This is a genomic window from Halalkalibaculum sp. DA3122, assembly GCF_043951865.1.
Taxonomy (GTDB): domain Bacteria; phylum Bacteroidota; class Rhodothermia; order Balneolales; family Balneolaceae; genus JAMQKA01.
Genome location: NZ_JBINJF010000001.1, coordinates 376,538 through 397,592, shown reverse-complemented (window position 1 = coordinate 397,592; position 21,055 = coordinate 376,538). Strand labels below are relative to the sequence as shown.

At 50.4% G+C, this 21,055-nt stretch carries 21 protein-coding genes; all 21 read left to right on the top strand.

The genetic code is table 11. The features are described from left to right. The first annotated feature begins 93 nt into the window (after positions 1 to 93). The 21 genes from ACG2F4_RS01665 (at position 94) to hemN (ending at position 21,048) form a co-directional block, all read left to right on the top strand. Positions 94 to 1,842, top strand: a complete 1,749-nt coding sequence (locus ACG2F4_RS01665; protein ID WP_395257637.1) for a hypothetical protein — start codon at positions 94 to 96, stop codon at positions 1,840 to 1,842. Position 1,843: 1 nt separating this feature from the next. Further along, the gene (locus ACG2F4_RS01660) at positions 1,844 to 2,038 is read left to right on the top strand and encodes an HU family DNA-binding protein (RefSeq protein WP_395257635.1); all 195 of its coding nucleotides are present in this window, start codon (positions 1,844 to 1,846) and stop codon (positions 2,036 to 2,038) included. A 9-nt stretch (positions 2,039 to 2,047) separates the two neighbouring features. Beyond that, positions 2,048 to 3,337 (top strand): SPOR domain-containing protein, encoded by a 1,290-nt coding sequence (locus ACG2F4_RS01655; protein ID WP_395257633.1) that lies wholly within the window; start codon positions 2,048 to 2,050, stop codon positions 3,335 to 3,337. 21 nt (positions 3,338 to 3,358) lie between these two features. Next, on the top strand, positions 3,359 to 4,102 hold the full coding sequence (locus ACG2F4_RS01650; RefSeq protein ID WP_395257631.1) for a MotA/TolQ/ExbB proton channel family protein: 744 nt from the start codon (positions 3,359 to 3,361) through the stop codon (positions 4,100 to 4,102). 2 nt (positions 4,103 to 4,104) lie between these two features. Beyond that, entirely contained in the window at positions 4,105 to 4,515 is a 411-nt protein-coding gene (locus ACG2F4_RS01645; protein ID WP_395257629.1) for an ExbD/TolR family protein, read from the top strand. Positions 4,516 to 4,527: 12 nt separating this feature from the next. Next, positions 4,528 to 5,343 (top strand): energy transducer TonB, encoded by an 816-nt coding sequence (locus tag ACG2F4_RS01640; RefSeq protein ID WP_395257627.1) that lies wholly within the window; start codon positions 4,528 to 4,530, stop codon positions 5,341 to 5,343. 306 nt (positions 5,344 to 5,649) lie between these two features. Continuing rightward, the gene (locus ACG2F4_RS01635; protein WP_395257625.1) at positions 5,650 to 5,886 is read left to right on the top strand and encodes a DUF433 domain-containing protein; all 237 of its coding nucleotides are present in this window, start codon (positions 5,650 to 5,652) and stop codon (positions 5,884 to 5,886) included. A gap of 148 nt (positions 5,887 to 6,034) precedes the next feature. Then, positions 6,035 to 6,235 (top strand): DUF5615 family PIN-like protein, encoded by a 201-nt coding sequence (locus ACG2F4_RS01630; RefSeq protein ID WP_395257623.1) that lies wholly within the window; start codon positions 6,035 to 6,037, stop codon positions 6,233 to 6,235. Positions 6,236 to 6,345: 110 nt separating this feature from the next. Continuing rightward, positions 6,346 to 6,906, top strand: coding sequence for a thioredoxin family protein (locus ACG2F4_RS01625; RefSeq protein ID WP_395257621.1), 561 nt, complete (start codon positions 6,346 to 6,348; stop codon positions 6,904 to 6,906). A gap of 444 nt (positions 6,907 to 7,350) precedes the next feature. After that, entirely contained in the window at positions 7,351 to 10,119 is a 2,769-nt protein-coding gene (locus tag ACG2F4_RS01620) for a TonB-dependent receptor (RefSeq protein WP_395257619.1), read from the top strand. 149 nt (positions 10,120 to 10,268) lie between these two features. After that, a complete protein-coding gene (locus ACG2F4_RS01615) occupies positions 10,269 to 11,288 on the top strand; it encodes a phytase (RefSeq protein WP_395257617.1) in 1,020 nt (339 codons plus the stop codon). A 180-nt stretch (positions 11,289 to 11,468) separates the two neighbouring features. Beyond that, positions 11,469 to 11,921, top strand: coding sequence for an RrF2 family transcriptional regulator (locus ACG2F4_RS01610; protein WP_395257615.1), 453 nt, complete (start codon positions 11,469 to 11,471; stop codon positions 11,919 to 11,921). Positions 11,922 to 12,265: 344 nt separating this feature from the next. Continuing rightward, positions 12,266 to 12,766, top strand: coding sequence for a c-type cytochrome (locus ACG2F4_RS01605; protein WP_395257613.1), 501 nt, complete (start codon positions 12,266 to 12,268; stop codon positions 12,764 to 12,766). Positions 12,767 to 12,851: 85 nt separating this feature from the next. Then, positions 12,852 to 14,777, top strand: coding sequence for a Sec-dependent nitrous-oxide reductase (gene nosZ / locus ACG2F4_RS01600; RefSeq protein ID WP_395257699.1), 1,926 nt, complete (start codon positions 12,852 to 12,854; stop codon positions 14,775 to 14,777). A 78-nt stretch (positions 14,778 to 14,855) separates the two neighbouring features. After that, positions 14,856 to 15,470, top strand: coding sequence for a hypothetical protein (locus ACG2F4_RS01595; RefSeq protein WP_395257611.1), 615 nt, complete (start codon positions 14,856 to 14,858; stop codon positions 15,468 to 15,470). Between the two features lie 19 nt (positions 15,471 to 15,489). Beyond that, positions 15,490 to 15,927 carry a nitrous oxide reductase accessory protein NosL gene (locus tag ACG2F4_RS01590; RefSeq protein WP_395257609.1) on the top strand — a complete coding sequence of 146 codons (438 nt, stop codon included), beginning with the start codon at positions 15,490 to 15,492 and terminating at the stop codon, positions 15,925 to 15,927. Positions 15,928 to 16,149: 222 nt separating this feature from the next. Next, on the top strand, positions 16,150 to 17,400 hold the full coding sequence (locus tag ACG2F4_RS01585; RefSeq protein WP_395257607.1) for a nitrous oxide reductase family maturation protein NosD: 1,251 nt from the start codon (positions 16,150 to 16,152) through the stop codon (positions 17,398 to 17,400). Further along, a complete protein-coding gene (locus ACG2F4_RS01580) occupies positions 17,397 to 18,107 on the top strand; it encodes an ABC transporter ATP-binding protein (protein ID WP_395257605.1) in 711 nt (236 codons plus the stop codon). Before ACG2F4_RS01585 ends, ACG2F4_RS01580 begins: the two co-directional genes overlap by 4 nt. Next, positions 18,104 to 18,895, top strand: a complete 792-nt coding sequence (locus ACG2F4_RS01575) for an ABC transporter permease subunit (protein WP_395257603.1) — start codon at positions 18,104 to 18,106, stop codon at positions 18,893 to 18,895. Before ACG2F4_RS01580 ends, ACG2F4_RS01575 begins: the two co-directional genes overlap by 4 nt. Before the next feature lie 377 nt (positions 18,896 to 19,272). Continuing rightward, the gene (locus tag ACG2F4_RS01570; protein WP_395257601.1) at positions 19,273 to 19,626 is read left to right on the top strand and encodes a PRC-barrel domain-containing protein; all 354 of its coding nucleotides are present in this window, start codon (positions 19,273 to 19,275) and stop codon (positions 19,624 to 19,626) included. Between the two features lie 39 nt (positions 19,627 to 19,665). Beyond that, the gene (gene hemN / locus ACG2F4_RS01565; RefSeq protein WP_395257599.1) at positions 19,666 to 21,048 is read left to right on the top strand and encodes an oxygen-independent coproporphyrinogen III oxidase; all 1,383 of its coding nucleotides are present in this window, start codon (positions 19,666 to 19,668) and stop codon (positions 21,046 to 21,048) included. The last annotated feature ends 7 nt before the right edge of the window (positions 21,049 to 21,055 follow it).

The following is a 21,055-nucleotide window of genomic DNA, read 5'->3' as shown; positions in this document are numbered from 1 at the left end:
CTGCCGGGAAACAGAAACGTCACCAATAAGTAAGAATAGTTGGCGTTTATATCACTCTGTGCCTTAATCCTTGAAGAAAAATTAGTACCTTTGATGCAAACTGAACCAAACCATAAAGGCAATATGAAGCGGCTGGGTTTATCATTTTTGTTCCTGTTTTCATGCACCGCCTTGCTGAGTGTGTCTGATCTTTACGCTCAGCAGGGGGATGCCCAAAGCAATCTTCTCCCGGAAATCGATCCCCAGGATATTGAAATTCGGAGTGAGTTTACGGCGCGGTTCCCGGGATTGCGACGCCAGCCCATCCTGGGATTCAATCCGGAACCCAGCGTGTACCAGGTGGATCCGAACCGGCAGCCGTTTATGGAAACGGATGAAGAGGTCGTGGCCAACCTGCCGATTACCGACCTGAGCCGCCCCGCCCCTCCCGCCTACGATCCGTTGCACTACGAGGAGGAAATTCGTGCATTCGGCAGGGCGGGAGCAGGAAGCTTTGTAAGTCCGGAGCTGGAGTTCTGGGGATTCAACCGGTTCTCGCAAACGAGTTACGCCAGCGGGCGATTGGATTACCACTCCTCGGACGGTCACCTGGATACGGAAAACAGCAGTTTCCGCTTTTTTGATGCTGACGCTGAATACGCCACGAAAATTAACAGCAACACCTCTCTCAAGCTGTTGGGAGGCGCCGAAAGCAGCTTTAACCGGCTTTTCCAGCTGGATAATCTGAATACCCTGTTGGTGGATGTCCCCCCGGGTCCCAGGAAAAAATACACCGGGGTCAATGCGGGAGCGGCGCTGGACCAATATAAAAACTCCATCGAGGGCTGGAATGCCGACATTGGAGTCCGCTGGTTCGATATGACGATGGAAGCGGGTGATATCGGAGGTAGTGCTGCAGAGACGGTCTTCTCCGGAGATTTTGAGAAAGAATGGGCGGGCAGCCGTCTCCAGGAAACATACGGGCTGTATGCCTCGGGCAGGGGAGGCAGTTATAATCTCAGATCCCAGGGCAACAACAACTGGCTGACGCTGCAGGCGGGAGGCCAGTATAGCCGCCTGTTGGACTACAGCACACAGGTAGATGCCGGTGCCGGTGCCGTTTATACCTCAAACCCTTTCGAGGATAAAGTCTATCCCGGCTTCTCGCTGAGTATCAAGCACTGGATCGGGGATAATCTGACGATTTCCGGCCAGCTTTCCGGGAGTCCCAAAGTTCAAACGATTGAGAATCTGCACAACCTGAACCGGTTTCTGAATCATCAGACTCCACTGCGTCACACATACAGGACGGAGGCGGGCGGCAGCATTAACCTGGAGTACCTGCCCGGCAGTTCCATGTATGCCCGGGTGGGATACATGCAGGCTCAGCATTACGCCTATTTTGGACGGAGCGCGCTTCCCAGCAGTAACCAAAGCGGGTACTATCGCATCAATTATATGGATGCCAACAAGGTCACGGGCGAAGTTGGAGCGACCCACCAGCTGGTGCCTGAAAAGTTCTGGATCGATGCCAGGGTATATGTCCAGCAGCCAAAACTGAGTAACGGCAATGATATCCCGTTCGAGGAATCCTGGGGAGTCAATTCGGGAGCATCGGCCAAGTTTTTTGAAAAATTAAGGATTGAGGCGTGGGCTGATTATGTCAGTGAAAGAACGGCTCTTTCCGGCACCACACTGGGAGGATTTTTCATGCTCGGTGGACAGGTCGACATTCAGATTACCGACCGTATCGGGGTGTATGCCAAAATGAAGAACCTGCTGAGCCAGGAATACGAAATTTGGGATGGATACGAAGAGCGTCCTTTTCAGGCCTATGGAGGGGTAACCATAAAGCTGGACTAAGATGAAGAAAGAATTTCTCGACGCTTTTGCCGATATTGTTCGCGATCAGGTAGCCAGGAAAAATGAGATACAGATCAGGGGGCTGGGCACATTTAAACAGATACATTTAAAACAGAGACAGCAGCAGCACGCAAATGGGCAGGTGGTTATGGTACCACCCAGGGATGTGATCACGTTTATTCCGGACAAAGGTTAGATTAGGGGTATGAAAATAAACAGAGAACAACTGGTTGAGCTACTGGCACAAAAAACAGGAATGTCGACCGACCAGGCCGAAGAGCAGCTTGTTGAACTGATCAGCCGGATTCACAAGGTCGCAGAACAGGAGGAAGGATTTGAAATAGAAAAATTCGGTCGGTTCCTTACAAAGGAGGGGGAGCTGACATTTGAACCGTCGGAGGAACTCCGGACGGAGATCAACAACAAATATGCGGGCATGAAGCCGATCGAGCTGATCGGGGCCTACGAAGAGCCTGAAGAGATGACCGGTCCCGCCACCCCATCCGCAGAGAAAGAGGAGGATGAGGTTGACGACCGGAAGACGGCCGAAGAGTACCAGGAAAGCGAGGTCTGGCCCGAGGATGAAGACATCTGGGGCTGGGAGGATGAAGAACAGTCTCCCGAATCCACGGCGGAAGAGGAGAGCGATTCTGAACCCGATGCCGAAATACAGGGGGAAGAGGAGCCGGCGGCTGATGAAACAACAGGCGATCCCGGCCAGCAAAAGCCAAAGGAGTCCGGGAAAGAGCCGATGCTGGATGAGCGGGAGGAACCCCGGGAAGTGAAGAAGCCTGTTCCTGTACCCGAAGAGAAACCGGAGTCGACAAAAAAGGTGACAGCCAACGGAGCGGGAGAGCAAAAAAAGAGCGACGAGACCGCATCATTTGTAATGATTGCCGCCGCCTCCGTCATTTTTGTTGCCATAGCAGTTTGGCTGGTGTATAATATGGCAGGGACATCTGAGCCAGACTCTTCCCGGAATATGAGCAATGATTCGGGGGTGGCAGCGGTGACCCAGCAGAATGGTTCGGTGGAACCGGAAACGGAAAATGGGTCTGCCGGAGAAGGCAACGACCGGGAACCGGATGCCGGTTCCGAAACGGCGAGTCGGCAAGAACCACCGCAAGACAGCCCCGAAGCCGGGCAAAAGTCGGAACATTCGGAACCTGAAACGGCGAATGAAGTAGCAAGTGATGATGGAGACGATTCGGCGGCCAGTTCCGTTTATGGTCTGACGGGCAAGCTGAATAAAAAAGCGAATGATGGGTACACCATTGTCGTCCACTCAATGCAAAACCAGAAAAATGCGCGAGAAATATATCACAATATGCGTCAGGAGGGATACCGGACCATACTGGTATCCGCCATCGTAAATGGCGAAAAATACTGGCGAATTGGGCTGGGCCAGTTCAAGACGATCGCTGATGCGCAGGAAACTGCTCAAAAGCTGCCCGGTTCACTAAGCAACAACTTTTTTATTAAACGTATTAGGTAACAAACGAAAACCTTTTTGTATATGTACGCTATCTTATTTTTTCTGATCCAACAAGTTGATACCACAGGTGCCGCCCAGGATACAGCCGGCGTGGCACTGCAGCAACAATCGATGTCAATTTTTGACCTGCTCGTCGAAGGCGGAATTCTGATGATTCCGCTGTTCATACTTTCAGTGCTGGCGGTATATGTCATCGCTGAACGGTGGCGGTCGCTCAACAACTCCCGCATGGAGATCGACAAGTTCCTCCGCACTATTGAAAGCATGCTCAAGGATGGCGACCGCCAGCGGGCATTGACCTACTGCGACGGTATCGACAAACCGCTTGCGCGTATTTTGAAAGCGGGAATACGTCGCCTGGGTCGCCCCATACGTGATATTGAGGATGTGATCCATAATGCCGGCAAAAAAGAGATCTTTCACCTGGAGAAACGGATGAACTGGCTGGCCACTATCGCCGGTGTGGCGCCCCTGGTTGGCTTTACGGGTACGGTAACCGGTATGATTGAGGCATTTATGGATATTCAGGCGCTGCAGGGAAATGTAAATCCCAGCGTGCTGGCCGGTGGAATCTGGGAGGCCCTGATTACCACGGCCACCGGTCTTATTGTGGGTATTTTTGCCTATGGATTTTACAACTTTTTATTGGGCAAGATTAACCGGATGGTGCACGAGCTCGAGAATGCATCTTCTGACTTTATTGAGATGCTGCAGACTCCATCCCGGAAGAAAGATGCCGAAAAAGAACATAAAGGAGTGATGTAACAATGGATTTTAGAAAAGATGATGACCGCCTGGAGCCGCTTACACTGTTTTCACAGTCGTCACTGACCGATATTGTACTGCTCCTGCTTATCTTTTTTCTGCTTACATCGTCGTTTGTGACCAACTACGGCATCAAGGTGGAAATTCCAAAAGCGGAGACGGGCGCTGAAACCCAGACCCAGTACATAACAGTGACTGTTACCCAGGATGGCAAATTCTTTGTTGACGGTGAACCGGCCAGTACCGGAATGCTGGCCTCCGCCATTCGGGAAGCCCGGAATAACAAACCGCAGGGCACTCTCGTTTTACGGGCTGACAAGGACGCTATTATCGATAATGCGGTGCGGGTGATGAATATTGCCAAAGCACTAGACCTGCGTATAATCATGGCAACGGAACGAGGGTCCAGTTAGACTAGCATGATATTGGAAAAGATAAAAGAAGAGGATCGATTTGCCCTGACGGTAACGGGAGGGCTGCATCTTGTGCTTCTGATCTTCTTTTTGCTTTATACATTCAGCATTAATCAAAATCTGCGTCCCTCGTTTATCGAGGTTGAATTTGGAGAGTTTCGCACCGGAACACAGGCTGAGTATGCCGAGGAACAGGCCGAACAGGTCGCCACGCGCCCGGATCCTTCCGAAACGGAGCCTGAAGAGCCGCAGCCGGAACAAACCCAGCCCGAGGAACAGCAGGAGGCCACCACTGAAGAGACCACCAAGCCGGTAGATGCCCCCGACCAGGAACAGGAGATCCAGGAAGAGGAACTGGAGACTCCGGATACCGACAAGGTTGAACCGCAGGAGGAAACGGCCCAGGAACAGCAGGAGGAGGTTACGGTCCCACCCAAAACGGAACAGGCAGAAACCGTTGAGGAAGGGGCGGAAACCAGCGGCGACCAGGAGGGAGCCGAGGGACAGATGGATGCCGACCAGGGAACCGGCACCGATACGGAAAAATCGTCTCCCTACAACCTGAGTTTTGAAGGCAATATCAACAGGGCGCCCATGGTACAGCCGCTGCCGGACAATGTGGCGGATTCGGAAGCCACGATCACCATACGTTTTGAGGTAAGACCGGATGGAACGATCGGGCGCATTATCCCCCTGAAAAAAATGAACGCCGAGCTCGAGCGCGAAGTGATCCGCACCCTCCGCAGCTGGCGCTTCTCGCGGCTGCCCGCAGGCGTGCCGCAGCAGAACCAGTGGGGAACCATTACCTTCCGGTTTGTACTGCAGTAGCCGGCGTTTTATCCATTCCTTTTGTGTAGTCGAAGACTTGTGATGGGCAGGAACCGATTTTGCACAGTGGAAATGCACAGTTCATCGCAGCTATTAAGTGGGTCACAGTTCTAAATTGACACACAGAATATGAACCGTGATTTATATGATCAGGGATGCCTCTCATATTATTCGCAGGTCAATTTTTATACGCTATCCTTGTTTGTATATTTTAGAGATTAGCTGTTCTCACAAAAAGGCACCAAATTACTTGAGGTTGTCAATCGTTATTTGATTGTGTATTATCAGAAGAAACAGGTTATAGTTATGAGTCAAAAACTCTTAAACAGAATTACCAAAAAACCGGATATTTGCCATGGTAAACCGACAATTCGTGGACTGCGTTATCCAGTCGATTCGATGTTGGATCTGATGGCATCAGGCATGAGTAGTGAAGAAATACTTGAAGATTATCCCGATTTAGAAAAAGAAGATCTGTTGGCATGCCTGGAATATGCTGCTCGACTTACCCAAACTAAAAAGTCGCAAAAAATAGTTCATTGAAAGTTTTAGTAGATGCTCAGCTACCACGACGGTTAGCCCGGTTTTTATCCACTAAAGATATTGACAGCAAGCATACTCTTGAATTACCACAAAAAATGCTACTTCAGACCAAGAGATAATTGAAGTTGCCGACCGAGAGAATAGAATTGTGATTTCAAAAGACAGTGATTTTTTGGATAACTATATTTTGGAAGGTCATTCACAAGAACTGTTGGTTGTCTCGACCGAAAATATTAACAATAATGACTTAATTCGTCTATTCCAGCAAAATATTGAAACATTGCGGTCTCTATTCGAAGAAAATACAGTCATAGAAATTGACGAAGATGAAATTCAGGTTCATTATTAACCGGCCAGCTAACTCCATATAAAGAGGATATATCTCTCCAATTCCCTGCCGCTCCTGGTTATAAAACTCATCTTTCATTAGTTGCCATTCAGCAGTAGAGAAGGCCGGTTATGCGCAAGGTCGTGATACGCACTCAAATTAATTCAACATTCATGCTAACCCAGCTAAATCAACTTGAAGATTGGTTAACCGATAATAAATCCAGGAACTATCTGCTTCCATTGAGAGTTGCCGGACATCTTTTCCTGTTTCTCATACTGATGATCAGCAATGTATTTGCCATCATTCGCTGGCCGCTGGCTTCGGTGAAGCGAAAAATCACCCGTGGAAAAGCCCATTCCCGAAACCAGGTGCAGGAAAGCGCCGTAAATGAGGTTGATGCAGGCGAATTGGAGCAAATTCTGCAAAGACAGGAGTTGGTACTTGTCGACTTTTGGGCAGAATGGTGCGGGCCCTGTATTATGATGAATAAGCCCTTGAAAAGATTGGCAGAATCTGAAAATGTGGACTGTACTGTTGTTAAAATAGATACTGTAAAGCATAAAAGAGTGGTGGAGAAATACAATGTTAAAGGATTACCAACATTGCTACTAATTAGAAACAATGAGGAGATAAAACGATATGCTGGAGCTTTATCCTATCAGGAATTAATGGAATTCGTCCAAAAATAAATTACTCAATGACTCCTCAAAAGGTCAGCCAATTAGCAGACTAGCCATCTCCTTTTAATCTGAACCTGCAGATATAAAAACGTCAACTCGGGATAAGAATGTCCAATAACATTTATTTTATTACTGCAACACGGTTTTATTGACAAGAAAATGCTGGCTCTGCCAAATTATTGAACCGAGCTGACGTTAAATAGATTCCTCTAAATCGAGTTAGTCCCTTCGCAGGTGCTGGTTTATTATCTGTGAAGTTTAAGAATCAGTGGATTGAATCGATCATCCGAATACCACCATTTACCCTGTCTCCTCAAAGATCTGTTTAGAGCTGCACCCTTTCTTAACACTGAGTTCATTGAACTATTACACACCCATAACATTCTGTAAATACTAAGGGCACAAGTGATTTGTATCCTCCTTTCAATTTAATTTTGAAAAAGGAAGGATAAAATGTACAGATTACTACAATTAATAATTTTTAGTGCCCTTTTAGTTTTGGGAATATCTTTTTCAGGGTATGCCCAGGATGGAGAAATACGAGGAGAAGTGTTGGACGAGAGAAGAGGTGAGGCCCTGCCGGGTGCCAATATAAAACTGGAGGGCACTTCTAAAGGGACGAGTACCGACCGGGATGGCCGATTCGTTTTTCGCGGCCTTAACCCGGGTTCATACACTATTGTTGCCAGTTATCTGGGATACGAAACACAGCAGATAGACGTCGAAGTCAAAGCTGGTGAAATGACCGACCTGGAGATCGCCCTGACCGACAACTTTGTGGAGCTGGACGGTATTATGGTCAACGGCGTAAGGGAAGGGCAATCCAGGGCGCTGAGCCGGCAGAAAGAGGCGATGAATATTAAAAATATCATCGATGCCGAGCTGATATCCACGTTTCCGGATCCAAATGTGGGGGAATCGCTAAAGCGCATTCCCGGCATCAACATCCAGAGTGACCAGGGCGAAGCGCGGTACGTGCAGATCCGCGGCACCAGCCCCAGTTTGAGTAATATCAGCATCAACGGCGAACAGATAGCCGCCCCCGAGGGTGACGGCCGCTCCATCGCACTCGATATGATCCCCTCTGACGTACTTGGGAGCATCGAGGTAACCAAAGCCATTACACCGGATATGGACGGCGATGCCATAGGCGGTTCGGTCAACCTGGAAACCAAGTCGGCGATCTCCGCAAACAGGCTGCTGAACATCACGGCCAACGGCGGATACCACAATAATGTGAGTGATCTCACCCCGTTCGGAGGGAGGGGATCAATAAATTATGGCCAGCGCGTGGGCGACGATAACCAGTTTGGTTACATGATCGGCGCCAATTACAACAAGTTTTCGCTCGGTTCAGATAACAATGAGATGGCATATGATGAAGGCGCGATCGAGGAGATGGAACTGCGCGATTACGAACTCACGCGCGAGCGTTTCGGAACCACGGCCAATTTCGATTATCGTTTTAACAGGGATTCCAAACTCTTCCTGAATACCAGTTACAACTATTTCGCCGACCAGGAATACCGGCGTTTGCTGGGCATGGCGGCCGATGAGGTCTATAGAGAATTTAAAGACCGGCTGGAACAACAGCAGATTTTCAGTGTATCGACGGGTGGTGAGCATCTACTGGGCAGCGACCTGGTGCTAGACTACGGGCTCTCCTACTCCTACTCCGACCAGGATACCCCAAGCGACCGCGAAATTATTTTTGCCCAGGCGTTTGAGGATCAAAGCGGAGATGATATCGAGTTTATCCGTTTTGACGGCACCGATCCTGACTACCCGCAGTTTTCCACTACCGCGCAGGCCCCGTCAGCCGCCGGCGTGTATAACTACGGGTCTTTTGAGTTCGATGAATTCGGCGACGCCTCCGAGCTAACCACCGACCAGCATATTACCACCCGGTTGAATGTAGCACGGGAGTTCACGCTTTCCCCGGGGATTTCAGGATCCGTAAAACTCGGTGGGCTGGGTAGGTTCAAAAGCAAAGATCGGGTACTTACCGAGAATATTTATGGCGATTATAACGGGAACACCACCTACCAGGAGATCCTCGGGAATTTCGAAGACAGTGACTACCTGGCTGGTAATTATGCCGGCGGCATCGGCTTATTCACCACCGGCAACAGGATGAATGCGCTTTTCGATAATAACCGGTCGGATTTTGAGCTCGATCAGGAGGACACCATTGAATCATCCAACGCTGAAGATTACAATGCCACGGAAGATACCTACGCCGGATATGTAATGACCGACATGGATTTCGGGAGATTTAATGCTCTTCTCGGGGCAAGATACGAGCACCTGGCCACGGAATACGAAGGGAATATTATTGAGTACGATCAAAATGAAGAGTTGGTTCAGCCAATTCCATCGGTAAGCGAACAAAATAGTTCTGATTTTATTCTTCCCATGGTGCATCTGAAGTATGACCTGCAGGATAAAGCCAACCTGCGCCTGGCCTGGACCAACACCTATGCCAAGCCCAACTACTTTGACCTGGTTCCGTACCAGATCGTTTCCCGGCCGGACGAAGAGATTGAGCTCGGTAACCCGGACCTGGAACCGGCGCGGTCCATGAATGTGGACCTGATGGGAGAGTATTATTTCAGCAACATCGGGATCCTCTCCGCCGGCGCGTTTTATAAGAAGATCGACAACTTTATTTACACGGCGTTGTTTGACCTGCAGCAACCCAACTCTCCCTATGACGGTTTCGAGGCAGAACAGCCGATCAACGGCGACGATGCCGACTTGATCGGCTTTGAGCTGGCCCTGCAGCGTCAGCTCACCTTTTTACCAGGCTTTGCCAGCGGATTCGGAATTTATGCAAATTACACCTACACCTGGTCGGAGGCCCGCCTGACAACCAAAGGCGGAAACGCGCGGACTGTTTCGCTGCCCGGACAGGCCGCTGATGTGGCCAATATTGCGCTTTCGTACGAAAAGTACGGGTTCAGCGGAAGAGTGTCGCTCAACTACAGCGGTGAATTTGTGGATGAAATCCGGGAAGTCAGTAGCGACGATCGGTACTACGATAAACGCACCCAGATCGACCTGTCGCTGAGCCAGCAGGTAACACCCAGCGTCCGGGTGTTTGCCGATCTCGTCAACTTGACCAATGAGCCACTTCGTTATTACAACGGCATTCCCACCCGGCCTGAGCAACAGGAGTTTTACTCATTCCAGGGTAAACTTGGCGTGAAATTAAGCCTGTAACGAATGTAATTTATACCTGCATCCAGGCATGAGGCATGTATCGGGTGCAGGTATTTCATTTTTCATAAAGTTTTATACCCTCATATCGTATGCATCTTTTTTCAACTTATATTTGTCGATCTCTTTTTCTAATCACGCTTTTTATTGCGGTGGCTTGCGAACAGCCGGACAGCAAGAGTCAGGAATCCTCCAATACCGTTGTAATAAAAGAGGCATTTCATACTGACCGCGACGAAGGCGACAATGTGGACAGTCCTGCCGTCTGGCACGGACCCGACGGGCAGCATTGGCTGCTGGCCACCGCCAAGGAGGGTGATACGATTATCGCGTTCGATGCCACCGACGGCTCCCTCATCAAACGGTTTGGCGGCAGTGGCGCCGGCGCGGGTCAATTGGAGCGCCCCAACGGCATTGCGGTTATCGACGATTTGGTATTAGTCGTGGAGCGTGACAACCGGCGGATACAGCTGTTCAGCCTGCCGGAGTTTGAATCCCAGGGTTCCATGACGCATGAGGACCTGCGCCTGCCGTACGGGCTGACGGTCTTCCAAAATGATCAGCAGCAATACGAGCTGTATGTGACCGACAACTACAATCCCGCTCTCGAGGGATATCCCCCGCAGGGCGAGCTGGATGAGCGAGTCCACCACTTCCGGTTCAGCCTGACCGGTGATTCGCTGCAAGCGGAGCACATGAACCTGTTTGGAGATATTACGGGTGAAGGCGTTCTCCACAAAGTGGAGTCCATTTTTGCGGATCCCGTTCACAACCGCCTGTTAATCGCCGATGAAGCCTTTGACCAGCGCAGCGTAAAAGTGTATGACCTGGAGGGCAACTTTACCGGGGAAGTGATCTCTGATCTATATTTTACCAGCGAGCCGGAAGGCATCGCCCTGTACACCTGCGAAGATGGCAGCGGCTACTGGATTATGACCGATCAGCATGAGTCGCCAGAAAACAAGTTCCAGGTCTTTGAACGGCAATCGCTTGATTATATCGGCACCTTTAAAGGCGAAATCACCCGTAATACGGATGGCATCTGGCTGACCCAGCAGTCGTTTGGGGACTTTCCGCAGGGCGCCTTCTATCCCGTTCATGATGATGGAAGCGTTACGGCCATAGACTGGCAGCAGGTGGCCAGCCAGCTCGGGCTTTCCTACTGTGATTGAGGTGAACAAATGATCTTCTTCCACGAGCGGCGTAGTACCAATGTGTCGTCATATTTAAGTTCCGGAAGCCGCGGGTCCCTGGCCACGTTTTGTGGATGAGAAAGAAAGCGTAAAAATATATTGACTATTGCAGGATAGCTATTTAATTTAAGACAAAATACTCTTAAATATGTTGAAATTATGCTGCTATCCAAATCATGCGTGTACGGGCTAAGAGCAGCCCTCTATTTGGCTTCCCACGACAACGGGAAGTATATATCAATCGGGGAGATGAGCGAAAAGCTGGATATCTCGTTCCATTTCCTGACCAAAACCCTGCAACAGCTTTCGGCAGCGGAGCTTATGGAGTCCTATAAAGGCCCAAATGGGGGAATAAAGCTTGCAAAGCCGGGGGATGAGATAACGTTACTGGAAATTGTGGTGGCCATTGATGGATCGGAGCTTCTTACCGAATGCGCTCTCGGGCTGCCCGGTTGCGGGGTCCAAAAACCCTGTCCGCTGCATGACTCCTGGTCAGAGACCCGCGGGGCGGTAAAAAATATGCTGGAGGAAACCACGCTTACAAATCTGGCTGATAAAGGCAAGAAAATGAATCTGCGTTTAACACCTGAAGGAGGTGCCGTATGGGACTGACGCGAGATTTATGCCGGCCAGTTGAAGATACGGCACAACCAGGTGTGGCTGGTGAAATATTCTTAGCAACCGTTTTTGATAGACACGAGAAAACTTCAAGCATGCGGACTGTTGCAAAAATGCAAGAGATGGCTGTTTCACCTATTGCATTATAACAAGATTCGCAGAATGGAGCTGCCTGTTCAAATTATAAAAAGATTTCAGTTCCCGGCGATACCTCCTTAGAAAGCAGTTTTATCAACTAAAAAAAGAGAATACGATGGAAATACAGGTATAAACGATTTCTGGCATAAACATTGTATCCTTAATAATAAAGACAAAATACTCTTAAAAATTTAATAGCGATGAAAATCAACAGCATGATCCCGTTCAAACCATCTTTTGGTCTTTTAATCCTGGCAGTTGCATTTGTGGCAATGGGCTGCGGCGGACAGAACTCCGAGGCAAATGGAAATAGCAATAGTGATTCCGGTAACAGCGATACGGAACTCACCGATTTTGAGATGACCAACGGCATTGGCCCGGTTAAGGAGGAGATAACCATCCAGGAAGTAGACCCGGAACTGGCCGAGAAAGGGGCCGAAATATTTGATGTCAAGTGTTCGGCCTGCCACAAAATGGATGAACGCTACGTGGGGCCCCCGCTTGGCGGAATCCTCAATTCCCGGACGCCGGCCTTCGTGATGAATATGATCCTGAATCCCGATGAGATGGTAGAAAAGCACCCGATTCCGAAAGCGTTGTTCAGGGAATACTTGACGCCCATGCCGAATCAGCAACTGAGCAGGGAGGAAGCCCGGGCCGTTGTCGAATATTTCGCATCCGAGATGGAAAACACCAACTAACAATCCATACTAATCAACAAAACGAGATAGTACTATGAAAAAATCAACTCCACATATCGGGCTCTGGTCGCTTGCTGCGGTAGTGATGTTCTCACTGCTGGCAATGGGCTGTTCTTCGAACGGCGATCTGGGATCGAGTTCCGATGCAGCACAAAAGGTATATGTAGCACCCGGTGAACATGACGAATTTTACGGGTTTATGTCTGGTGGCTATAACGGCCAGCTGGGTGTATATGGAATACCATCCGGCCGGCATATCTTTACGATCCCGGTGTTCTCACAGGCGCCGGTGAATGGTTACGGTTACAGCGAAGAGACCAAGGCGATGCTTCAGACCACCGACGGGTTTGTGCCCTGGGGCGACGCCCACCACCCGGAGCTTTCTCAAACGAACGGCGAGACCGATGGCCGCTGGATCTTTATCAATGAAAACAATACGCCCCGAATTGCCCGAATTGGACTGGATGATTTCAAAACCCAGGAGATCATTGAGATCCCCAACTCAGCGGGGAATCACGCCTCCTCTTTTGTGACGCCCAACACGGAGTACGTGTCGGCGGCCACCCGGTTCAGCATACCAATGGACGAGGAGGACCTGCAGAATATGGATGTGCCTATCGATTCCTACGAGGATAACTTCAAGGGCACCATCTCTTTTATCAAGGTGTCGGAAGAGGGTGAGATGAATATCGATTTCCAGATCATGATGCCCGGCTTTAACTACGACCTTTCACATGCCGGAAAAGGTCCCTCTGACGGATGGTCTTTCTTTACGAGCTATAACAGCGAGCAGGCCCACACGCTGCTGGAGATCAACGCCTCAAAGAATGACAAGGATTTTATCGCGGCTGTTAACTGGAAGAAAGCGGCCGAATATGCCGCCCAGGGTGAGGGCCGGATGATACCCGGCGAGCATTATCGCAACTACATCGACCATGAAGAGGGCGGTATCGCCAAGAGTGAAGTTATTGAAGAAGTGCGCGTACTGGACCCGCGGGAGCTGGAGGGTCTCGTGTATTTCCTCCCCACGCCCAAATCACCCCACGGGGTGGATGTGGATCCCACCGGCCGGTATATCGCAGCGGGGGGTAAGCTCTCGACTGTGATTCCGGTACACTCCTTTGAAAAGATTCAACAGGCCATCGCCGAAGAGAATTTCGCCGGCGAAGTGATGGGCATTCCGGTTCTCGATTATGATTCCATCCTGCACGGAGAAGTCCAGGATCCGGGCTTGGGTCCACTGCACACTGAGTTTGACGGCGAGGGAAATGCCTATACCACGGCCTTTATCTCTTCTGAAATTGTGAAGTGGGACGTGGAAACACTGGAGGTGACAGACCGAATCGATGTGTACTATTCACCGGGTCACCTGATGATTCCGGGCGGCGACAGCCAAAATCCCGATGGAAAGTACCTGGTGGCGCTTAACAAGATCACCAAGGATCGCTACCTGCCCACGGGTCCCGAGCTGTTTCACTCTGCCCAGCTGATCGATATTTCCGGCGATAAAATGCAGCTGCTGCTTGACTTCCCCACCGAGGGCGAACCGCACTACGCGCAGGGAATTGCAGCCGAAAAGGTGATCGAGCGGCAGAAACAGTATTACAATCTTTCAGAAACAACTCACCCACACGCCACGACCAGCGAGAAGCAGGCGCGGGTTGAGCGCAACGGTAACGAGGTTCACGTGTATATGACGGCGATCCGAAGCCACTATATGCCCGACAATATTGAGGGTATAAAAGTGGGGGATGAAGTCTATTTCCATGTAACGAACCTTGAGCAGGCATGGGACGTGCCGCACGGTTTTGCCGTGAAGGGCGCCAACAATGCCGAGCTGCTGATCATGCCGGGCGAAACGCTTACGCTCAAGTGGGAACCTAAAAAAGCGGGTGTAGTGCCGTTCTACTGCACCGACTTCTGCTCCGCCCTGCACCAGGAGATGTCAGGTTATGTGCGTGTTTCACCGGCTGACTCCGACGTGGAGTTGTCATACGGTACGGGCAATTAGAATATCTCAATCCTGTAGAGGGGAGGGTGAAAGCTCCCTTCTTCCTTTCACTGAAAAATAAATATTGAACCCAGAACCATGAGCTCCAAACAAAGAATCGGAATGGCCCTCGCCGCCCTGCTATTGCTCCTGATCTATTTTTTCCCGCTCTGGAGTATCAGCATGGAAGCACCGCAGTACCCGGAGGGCATCGGTATGAATATTACGGTCAACAATATTGAGGGGAAAAGTCCCCACGACCTGGAGAATATAAATGGACTGAATCACTATATCGGGATGAAACCGATTACCCCGGAGTCTATCCCCGAGTTAAAGATCATGCCGTTTATCTTTGGATTCCTGATTGTATCCGGGCTGGCCATCGCATGGCGGGGCAACCGCAAGTGGATCCTGGCCTGGCTGGGTATATTTGTATTGCTGGCTATTGCGGGACTGGTGGACTTCTACATCTGGGGATATGACTACGGGCATAACTTAAATCCCAATGCCCCGATCAAGGTACCGGGCATGACCTACCAGCCCCCGCTTATCGGCAGCAAGCAACTGTTGAATATTAACGCTATATCTCAGCCTCACATAGGGTTTTATATAGCGCTGCTGTCCATGAGTGTGGCGGGACTGATCTGGTGGAAAACAGGTAATTCAAAAGGAGCTGGTAAAAAGCAGGCAGATAACAAGAAAGCAGCTGCATAATAATGAAGTGAACTGAACCATGACCTCAATCAAAAAAATATTGCTGATGGCATTGCTGGTCCTTCTGGCGTCGTGCAGCCAGGAACCGGCCGAACTGCATTACGGAAGCGACGAGTGTGCCCACTGTAAGATGATGATCACCGACAACCGGTTTGCCTCCCAGGTTGTTACGGATAAAGGCAAAGCGTTTAAGTTTGACGCCATTGAATGTATGGCCGTTTATCATCGAACCAACAGCGATGAGCTGGAAGGTGCCAGGTTATGGGTCAGCAACTATGCCGATCCCGGCGAATGGCTTCCCGCCATGGAGGCACAGTTTGTGAAAAGCGAGGTTGTCAACAGTCCCATGGGCGAATCACTGCTGGCGTTCCCCTCCGGGGAAGCGGCATCCCAGCATCTGGAGGACTATCCCGGCAAACTGCTGAGCTGGGATGAGGTCTCCCAAACGGAGATGTAAATGTTAAGGTCTAAAGGATATGATCTTTGGTTTGGTATTATTCCTTCACTGGTGCGAGCGTCTCGCTCGTACCATATACACGTCAAAGTTACAAAAAAGGCACAAGCGAGACGCTTGCGTCAGTGTCTGAGAGGTTAGATGATCTTGCCCCGTGTGTATGCACGGTTCTTGTTCATTGTATTTGCAAGCCCAAACACACATTTAATTAACAAGGATTGAGAAATGTGGACAAAAAAAGAAATAAAAGGATTATTAATAATGCTGTTGCTGATGGTGGCCGGTCAAACCGCCCGGGCGCAATCGGTGACGGTGGCAAAAAACGGTCCGATTTCCTCCGTCCAGCAGGGTATCAACCGCGCTGCGCCGGGGGATACGCTCATCGTCAAAGAGGGCCGGTACATGGAATATGACGTCACCATAAACAAACCGCTGACGCTTATCGGGGAAGGCGATGTCACGATAGACGGCGATCGCAAAGGGTTCGTGCTGGTTGTCTCCGCTGATGATGTGACGGTTAAAAATATTGAAGTAACAAACGCCAGCACCAGTTTCATGGAGGATTATGCCGGAATCCTGGTAGAGGATACCGACAACACGGTGATCGAAAACGTTACCCTGACTGATAACTTTTTCGGAATCTACCTGGCAAAATCCTCGAATGCGGTGCTGAAAAACAATCATATTACCGCCTCCGGCATTCGGGAAACGAAATCCGGAAACGGCATTCACCTCTGGTATTCCAGGGATACCAGAATCGAAGATAACTACGTCAAGGGACACCGCGACGGCCTCTATTTTGAGTTCGTGGACGGAGCCACCATATCCGGAAATCTTAGTGAGCAAAATATCCGCTACGGGATCCACTTCATGTATTCCGACAACTGCCGCTACGAAGGCAACACCTTCCGGGACAACGGCGGCGGCGTGGCGGTGATGTACACCACAAATGTAGAGATCATCAACAACCGGTTTGAGGATAATTGGGGCTCCTCGGCCTACGGGATGCTGCTTAAAGAGATTAACCGCAGCAAAATTGTGAATAACGAGTTTAACAACAACTCGGTGGGCCTGTACATCGAATCTACGAACCGGAACGATATTCGCGGCAACACCTTCCGGCAAAACGGCTGGGCCATAAAGCTGATGGCCAACTCCACCGACAACCTGTTCAGTGAAAATAATTTTTTGTCAAACAGTTTCGAGGTGTCAACCAACAGCATGAAAAACTACAACGAATTCAGGAACAACTACTGGAGTCAATATGAAGGGTATGACCTGGACCGGGACGGGGTCGGTGACATCCCCCACCGTCCAGTGCGCCTGTTCTCAATACTGGTGGAAAAACAGCCGCAGTCACTGCTGCTGTTGCGCAGCCTGCTGATCGACATCCTGGATGCCGCTGAACGCATCATGCCTGCGCTCACCCCAGAAACACTTATTGATCCCCAACCGAAAATGACCGAAGTATCATGATTTCAATACAAGGATTACAAAAGAAATTTGGTCCCCTTACCGTGCTTGATGACATCACGCTCGAGATCCCCTCCGGCCAGGCTACCGGTATTGTGGGACCCAATGGCTCCGGGAAAACCACCACCATCAAGACCCTGCTGGGGCTGGTCCGGCAGGATGCAGGAAATATTTTGATCGACGGGCAGTCTGTCGCCGGGCGGTGGGATTATCGTCAAAAAATCGGCTATATGCCGCAGATTGCGCGTTATCCCGAAAACATGACGGTGAGCGAACTTTTTGCGTTTATCAAGGAGGTCCGCGACGTGGAACAGACGAATGAAGAAGTGTTGATCAACCATTTCGGTCTTGCGCCGGAGCTGAACAAGAGAATGCGCACGCTCTCCGGGGGGACCCGTCAAAAAGTGGGAGCCGTGCTGGCGCTGATGTTTGACCCGGAGATTCTGATTTTTGATGAACCCACGGCGGGTCTCGATCCCCATTCCAGCGTGCAGTTCAAAAAGCTGCTGCATCGCGAAAAGCAAAAGGGAAAAACGGTGCTCCTCACCTCCCACATTATGAGTGAAATCGAGGAGCTGGCGGATTACCTGATTTTCCTGGTGGAGGGAAAAATCCGGTATCACGGCCCCATGAAAGAATTGATCGAAAAACAACAGGAACAGCGGCTTGAAGGCGCCGTGGCAAAAATGATGGAGGAGACCGCAGCATGAAGGCATTCACAATCTTAAAATACCAGTGGAAAGACCTGTTCCGGGGTAAGTGGATTATCGGTTATGCCCTGATCTACCTGATCATAGCAGACGCCATGATCCGGTTTGGCGGTACGGGTCCCAAGGCGATGCTCAGTATTGCCAACATCATGCTGCTGTTGATCCCTCTCGTCGGCATGATCTACGGGGCGCTCTACCTGTACCAGTCGCGCGAATTTACCGAACTGCTGCTGGCCCAGCCGCTGAACCGCTCCACGCTGTTTTGGGGGCTGTTTGGCGGCCTGTCGGTGCCCCTGGCGCTTGCATTTACCGCCGGGGTGGGTCTGCCGATGGTCTATACCGGAATGGTCGCCACGGCAAGCCTGCAATCCACACTGCTGATATTAGTACTCGGAAACCTCTTGACCCTGCTGTTTACCGGCCTGGGATTTTGGCTGGGACTCCGGTTTTTTAACGACCGTATCAAGGGACTCGGGTTTGCGCTGGTCGGCTGGCTGTTCCTGGCCGTAATCTATGACGGACTGGTGCTGCTGGCGATCTTTTTGCTGGGCGACTATCCCATAGAGGAACCGATGCTGGCCATGACCATGCTGAATCCGATAGACCTGGCGCGGATCACCGTGCTGCTGGAATTTGACGTCTCCGCCCTGATGGGATACACCGGCGCGGTGTTCAATCGCTTTTTCGGCAGTATGCTCGGCATCGGCGTGGCGGGTTTCTGCCTGTTGCTCTGGCTGGTTGTGCCGCTCTGGAGAGGAAGCCGCCTGTTCCTGAAGAAGGATTTTTAGCTCGTGAAAGGTTGCCGTCAGGTTGCCGCGTTATCGTCTCCGGTATTGTATTGGGTTCGTTTTTTTGCCCATCCGGGGAATGAATATCCAGGGTGATGTGGCAGCGAGGCTTTTAAATATTGATAGTGCGGTTAAAATGAGAGGACTTTGCCAAACATTCGAATCACCGTTCGGAGGGAGTTGCACTCCCGCTTTAAGCGGCTATAGAAGGTCGGTGGTACAACCATCTCCTCCCAACTTAAGCATCAGGTTCTGCAAAGCCCTTAATGAACCAGTCATAATTCTGGTAACCCGGCACAGTAGTTGCATAATCAATACCAGCTCCATGAGCAGTAGAAAATAATTCAGATTCAAAACGCAAAAAAGTAAAAGATAAGATGAAGAATAGTGTACAACTGGTAACGGATATCATGGGAACAAAAATAAAGACTCCCGCGGGTGAGGATATCGGCGTGGTTCAAAATGTGATGCTTAATCCCCGGAGCGGGGAGATTGTGTATATCGTGCTGTGTTACGCCAACTTTTTTGGGAAGAGCAACCGTCACTTAGCGATGCCCCGTACCTGCCTGGCAATCAGGGAGGAGCACGGTTCATCCTTCTATTTTGAGATTGAGAAGGAGACACTGGAAAAGGTGCTGAAGCGGAGGCCTTCGGTGCTTCACAAAGATTGTGTCTATGAGCTTTCCCAGGAAGCCACGGAATTTATCCCAAAACAGATCTTTGCAAACTGATCTCGGAATTTTTTCCAGCTCAATGAGATAATACAACAAATGGATGCTTCAAACATAGATATCGATCTTATCAAAAAGTACAACGTGCAGGGTCCGCGCTACACCTCGTATCCCACGGCCGTCCAGTTCAGGGAAGTGGGAGAGAAGGCGGTCCCGGATTTGAAAAAGTATCTTTTGGAGCATAATCGAAAACCCCGGCCGATATCCCTCTATTTTCACATTCCCTTCTGTTTTTCGCTCTGCTGGTACTGCGGCTGCACCAAGGTGATCACCAAGGACCAGGACCGGGGCGACCTGTACCTGGAGTACCTGGACCGGGAAATGGACCAGGTAAAAGCCTTGATGCACCCGGAATCCCCTGTCGTCCAAATTCATTTTGGAGGCGGCACTCCGACCTTTTTGACGCCGGTTCAGCTTAAACGGCTCGGGAAATCTATCCGCGAACGGTTCAATACTTCGGGGGATACGGAGTTCAGCGTGGAGATCGATCCACGCCGCTGCACGCGCGATCATATCCGGACCCTTCGCTCTATCGGCTGCAACCGGGCATCGCTGGGCGTGCAGGATACCAATCCCAAGGTGCAGGAGGCGATTCACCGAATTCAGCCGTTCGGGCAGACCCGCCGCGTTACGGGGTGGCTGCGGGAGGAGGGTATCGATTCCATCAACTTTGACCTGATTTACGGGTTGCCGCGCCAAACACGGTCAACATTCCTCAAAACGATGGACGACGTGCTGCAGCTCCAGCCCGACCGCCTGGCCGTGTACAGTTACGCCCACATCCCGCAGGTGATGCCGTCCCAGAAGCTGTTGAATGTGGATGAGATGCCCACCACCGACGAAAAGCTGTCCATGCTCGTGGATGCCATATCCCATTTTACTGTAAACGGCTACCGTTTTATCGGGATGGATCACTTTTCACGAAAGGATGAGGAGCTGTCCCGGGCGATGGACCACGGCACCCTGCAGCGCAATTTTCAGGGCTACAGTACCCTGGCCGGGGCTGACCTGTACGCCTTCGGCATGTCGGCCATATCTAATGTTGGAGAGATCTACTGGCAGAACAGCAAGGAAATGAATGAATATTACGAAGCGTTAGGTAATAACACCCTGCCGGTGCGCAAACTGTTGCAGCTTTGCAAGGACGATCGGATCCGCAAAGATGCAATTATGCAAATCATGTGCAGGATGGGCCTCAGCGGTTCTGAGATGGAGGAAAAATGGGGCATAGTATTTGATACCTACTTTAGTGAGGCACTCAAAAAGCTGGCCGACCTCGAACGGGACGGGCTGGTCACAATCAACGGAAGTGAAATCTCAATTACTGAACAAGGTCGACTCTTCCTGCGTAATATTGCGATGTGTTTTGATCGATACCTGGATGAGGTGAAGGTCGACCGCAAATTTTCAAAAACGGTATAAGGAGCAG

What these genes read in the sequence shown, in the direction of transcription:
- ACG2F4_RS01665 (WP_395257637.1), top strand. Translation starts at nt 94, where the DNA reads ATGCAAACTGAACCAAACCATAAAGGCAATATGAAGCGGCTGGGTTTA.
- ACG2F4_RS01660 (WP_395257635.1), top strand. Translation starts at nt 1,844, where the DNA reads ATGAAGAAAGAATTTCTCGACGCTTTTGCCGATATTGTTCGCGATCAG.
- ACG2F4_RS01655 (WP_395257633.1), top strand. Translation starts at nt 2,048, where the DNA reads ATGAAAATAAACAGAGAACAACTGGTTGAGCTACTGGCACAAAAAACA.
- ACG2F4_RS01650 (WP_395257631.1), top strand. Translation starts at nt 3,359, where the DNA reads ATGTACGCTATCTTATTTTTTCTGATCCAACAAGTTGATACCACAGGT.
- ACG2F4_RS01645 (WP_395257629.1), top strand. Translation starts at nt 4,105, where the DNA reads ATGGATTTTAGAAAAGATGATGACCGCCTGGAGCCGCTTACACTGTTT.
- ACG2F4_RS01635 (WP_395257625.1), top strand. Translation starts at nt 5,650, where the DNA reads ATGAGTCAAAAACTCTTAAACAGAATTACCAAAAAACCGGATATTTGC.
- ACG2F4_RS01625 (WP_395257621.1), top strand. Translation starts at nt 6,346, where the DNA reads ATGCGCAAGGTCGTGATACGCACTCAAATTAATTCAACATTCATGCTA.
- ACG2F4_RS01620 (WP_395257619.1), top strand. Translation starts at nt 7,351, where the DNA reads ATGTACAGATTACTACAATTAATAATTTTTAGTGCCCTTTTAGTTTTG.
- ACG2F4_RS01610 (WP_395257615.1), top strand. Translation starts at nt 11,469, where the DNA reads ATGCTGCTATCCAAATCATGCGTGTACGGGCTAAGAGCAGCCCTCTAT.
- ACG2F4_RS01605 (WP_395257613.1), top strand. Translation starts at nt 12,266, where the DNA reads ATGAAAATCAACAGCATGATCCCGTTCAAACCATCTTTTGGTCTTTTA.
- nosZ (WP_395257699.1), top strand. Translation starts at nt 12,852, where the DNA reads ATGTTCTCACTGCTGGCAATGGGCTGTTCTTCGAACGGCGATCTGGGA.
- ACG2F4_RS01595 (WP_395257611.1), top strand. Translation starts at nt 14,856, where the DNA reads ATGAGCTCCAAACAAAGAATCGGAATGGCCCTCGCCGCCCTGCTATTG.
- ACG2F4_RS01590 (WP_395257609.1), top strand. Translation starts at nt 15,490, where the DNA reads ATGACCTCAATCAAAAAAATATTGCTGATGGCATTGCTGGTCCTTCTG.
- ACG2F4_RS01585 (WP_395257607.1), top strand. Translation starts at nt 16,150, where the DNA reads ATGTGGACAAAAAAAGAAATAAAAGGATTATTAATAATGCTGTTGCTG.
- ACG2F4_RS01580 (WP_395257605.1), top strand. Translation starts at nt 17,397, where the DNA reads ATGATTTCAATACAAGGATTACAAAAGAAATTTGGTCCCCTTACCGTG.
- ACG2F4_RS01575 (WP_395257603.1), top strand. Translation starts at nt 18,104, where the DNA reads ATGAAGGCATTCACAATCTTAAAATACCAGTGGAAAGACCTGTTCCGG.
- ACG2F4_RS01570 (WP_395257601.1), top strand. Translation starts at nt 19,273, where the DNA reads ATGAAGAATAGTGTACAACTGGTAACGGATATCATGGGAACAAAAATA.
- hemN (WP_395257599.1), top strand. Translation starts at nt 19,666, where the DNA reads ATGGATGCTTCAAACATAGATATCGATCTTATCAAAAAGTACAACGTG.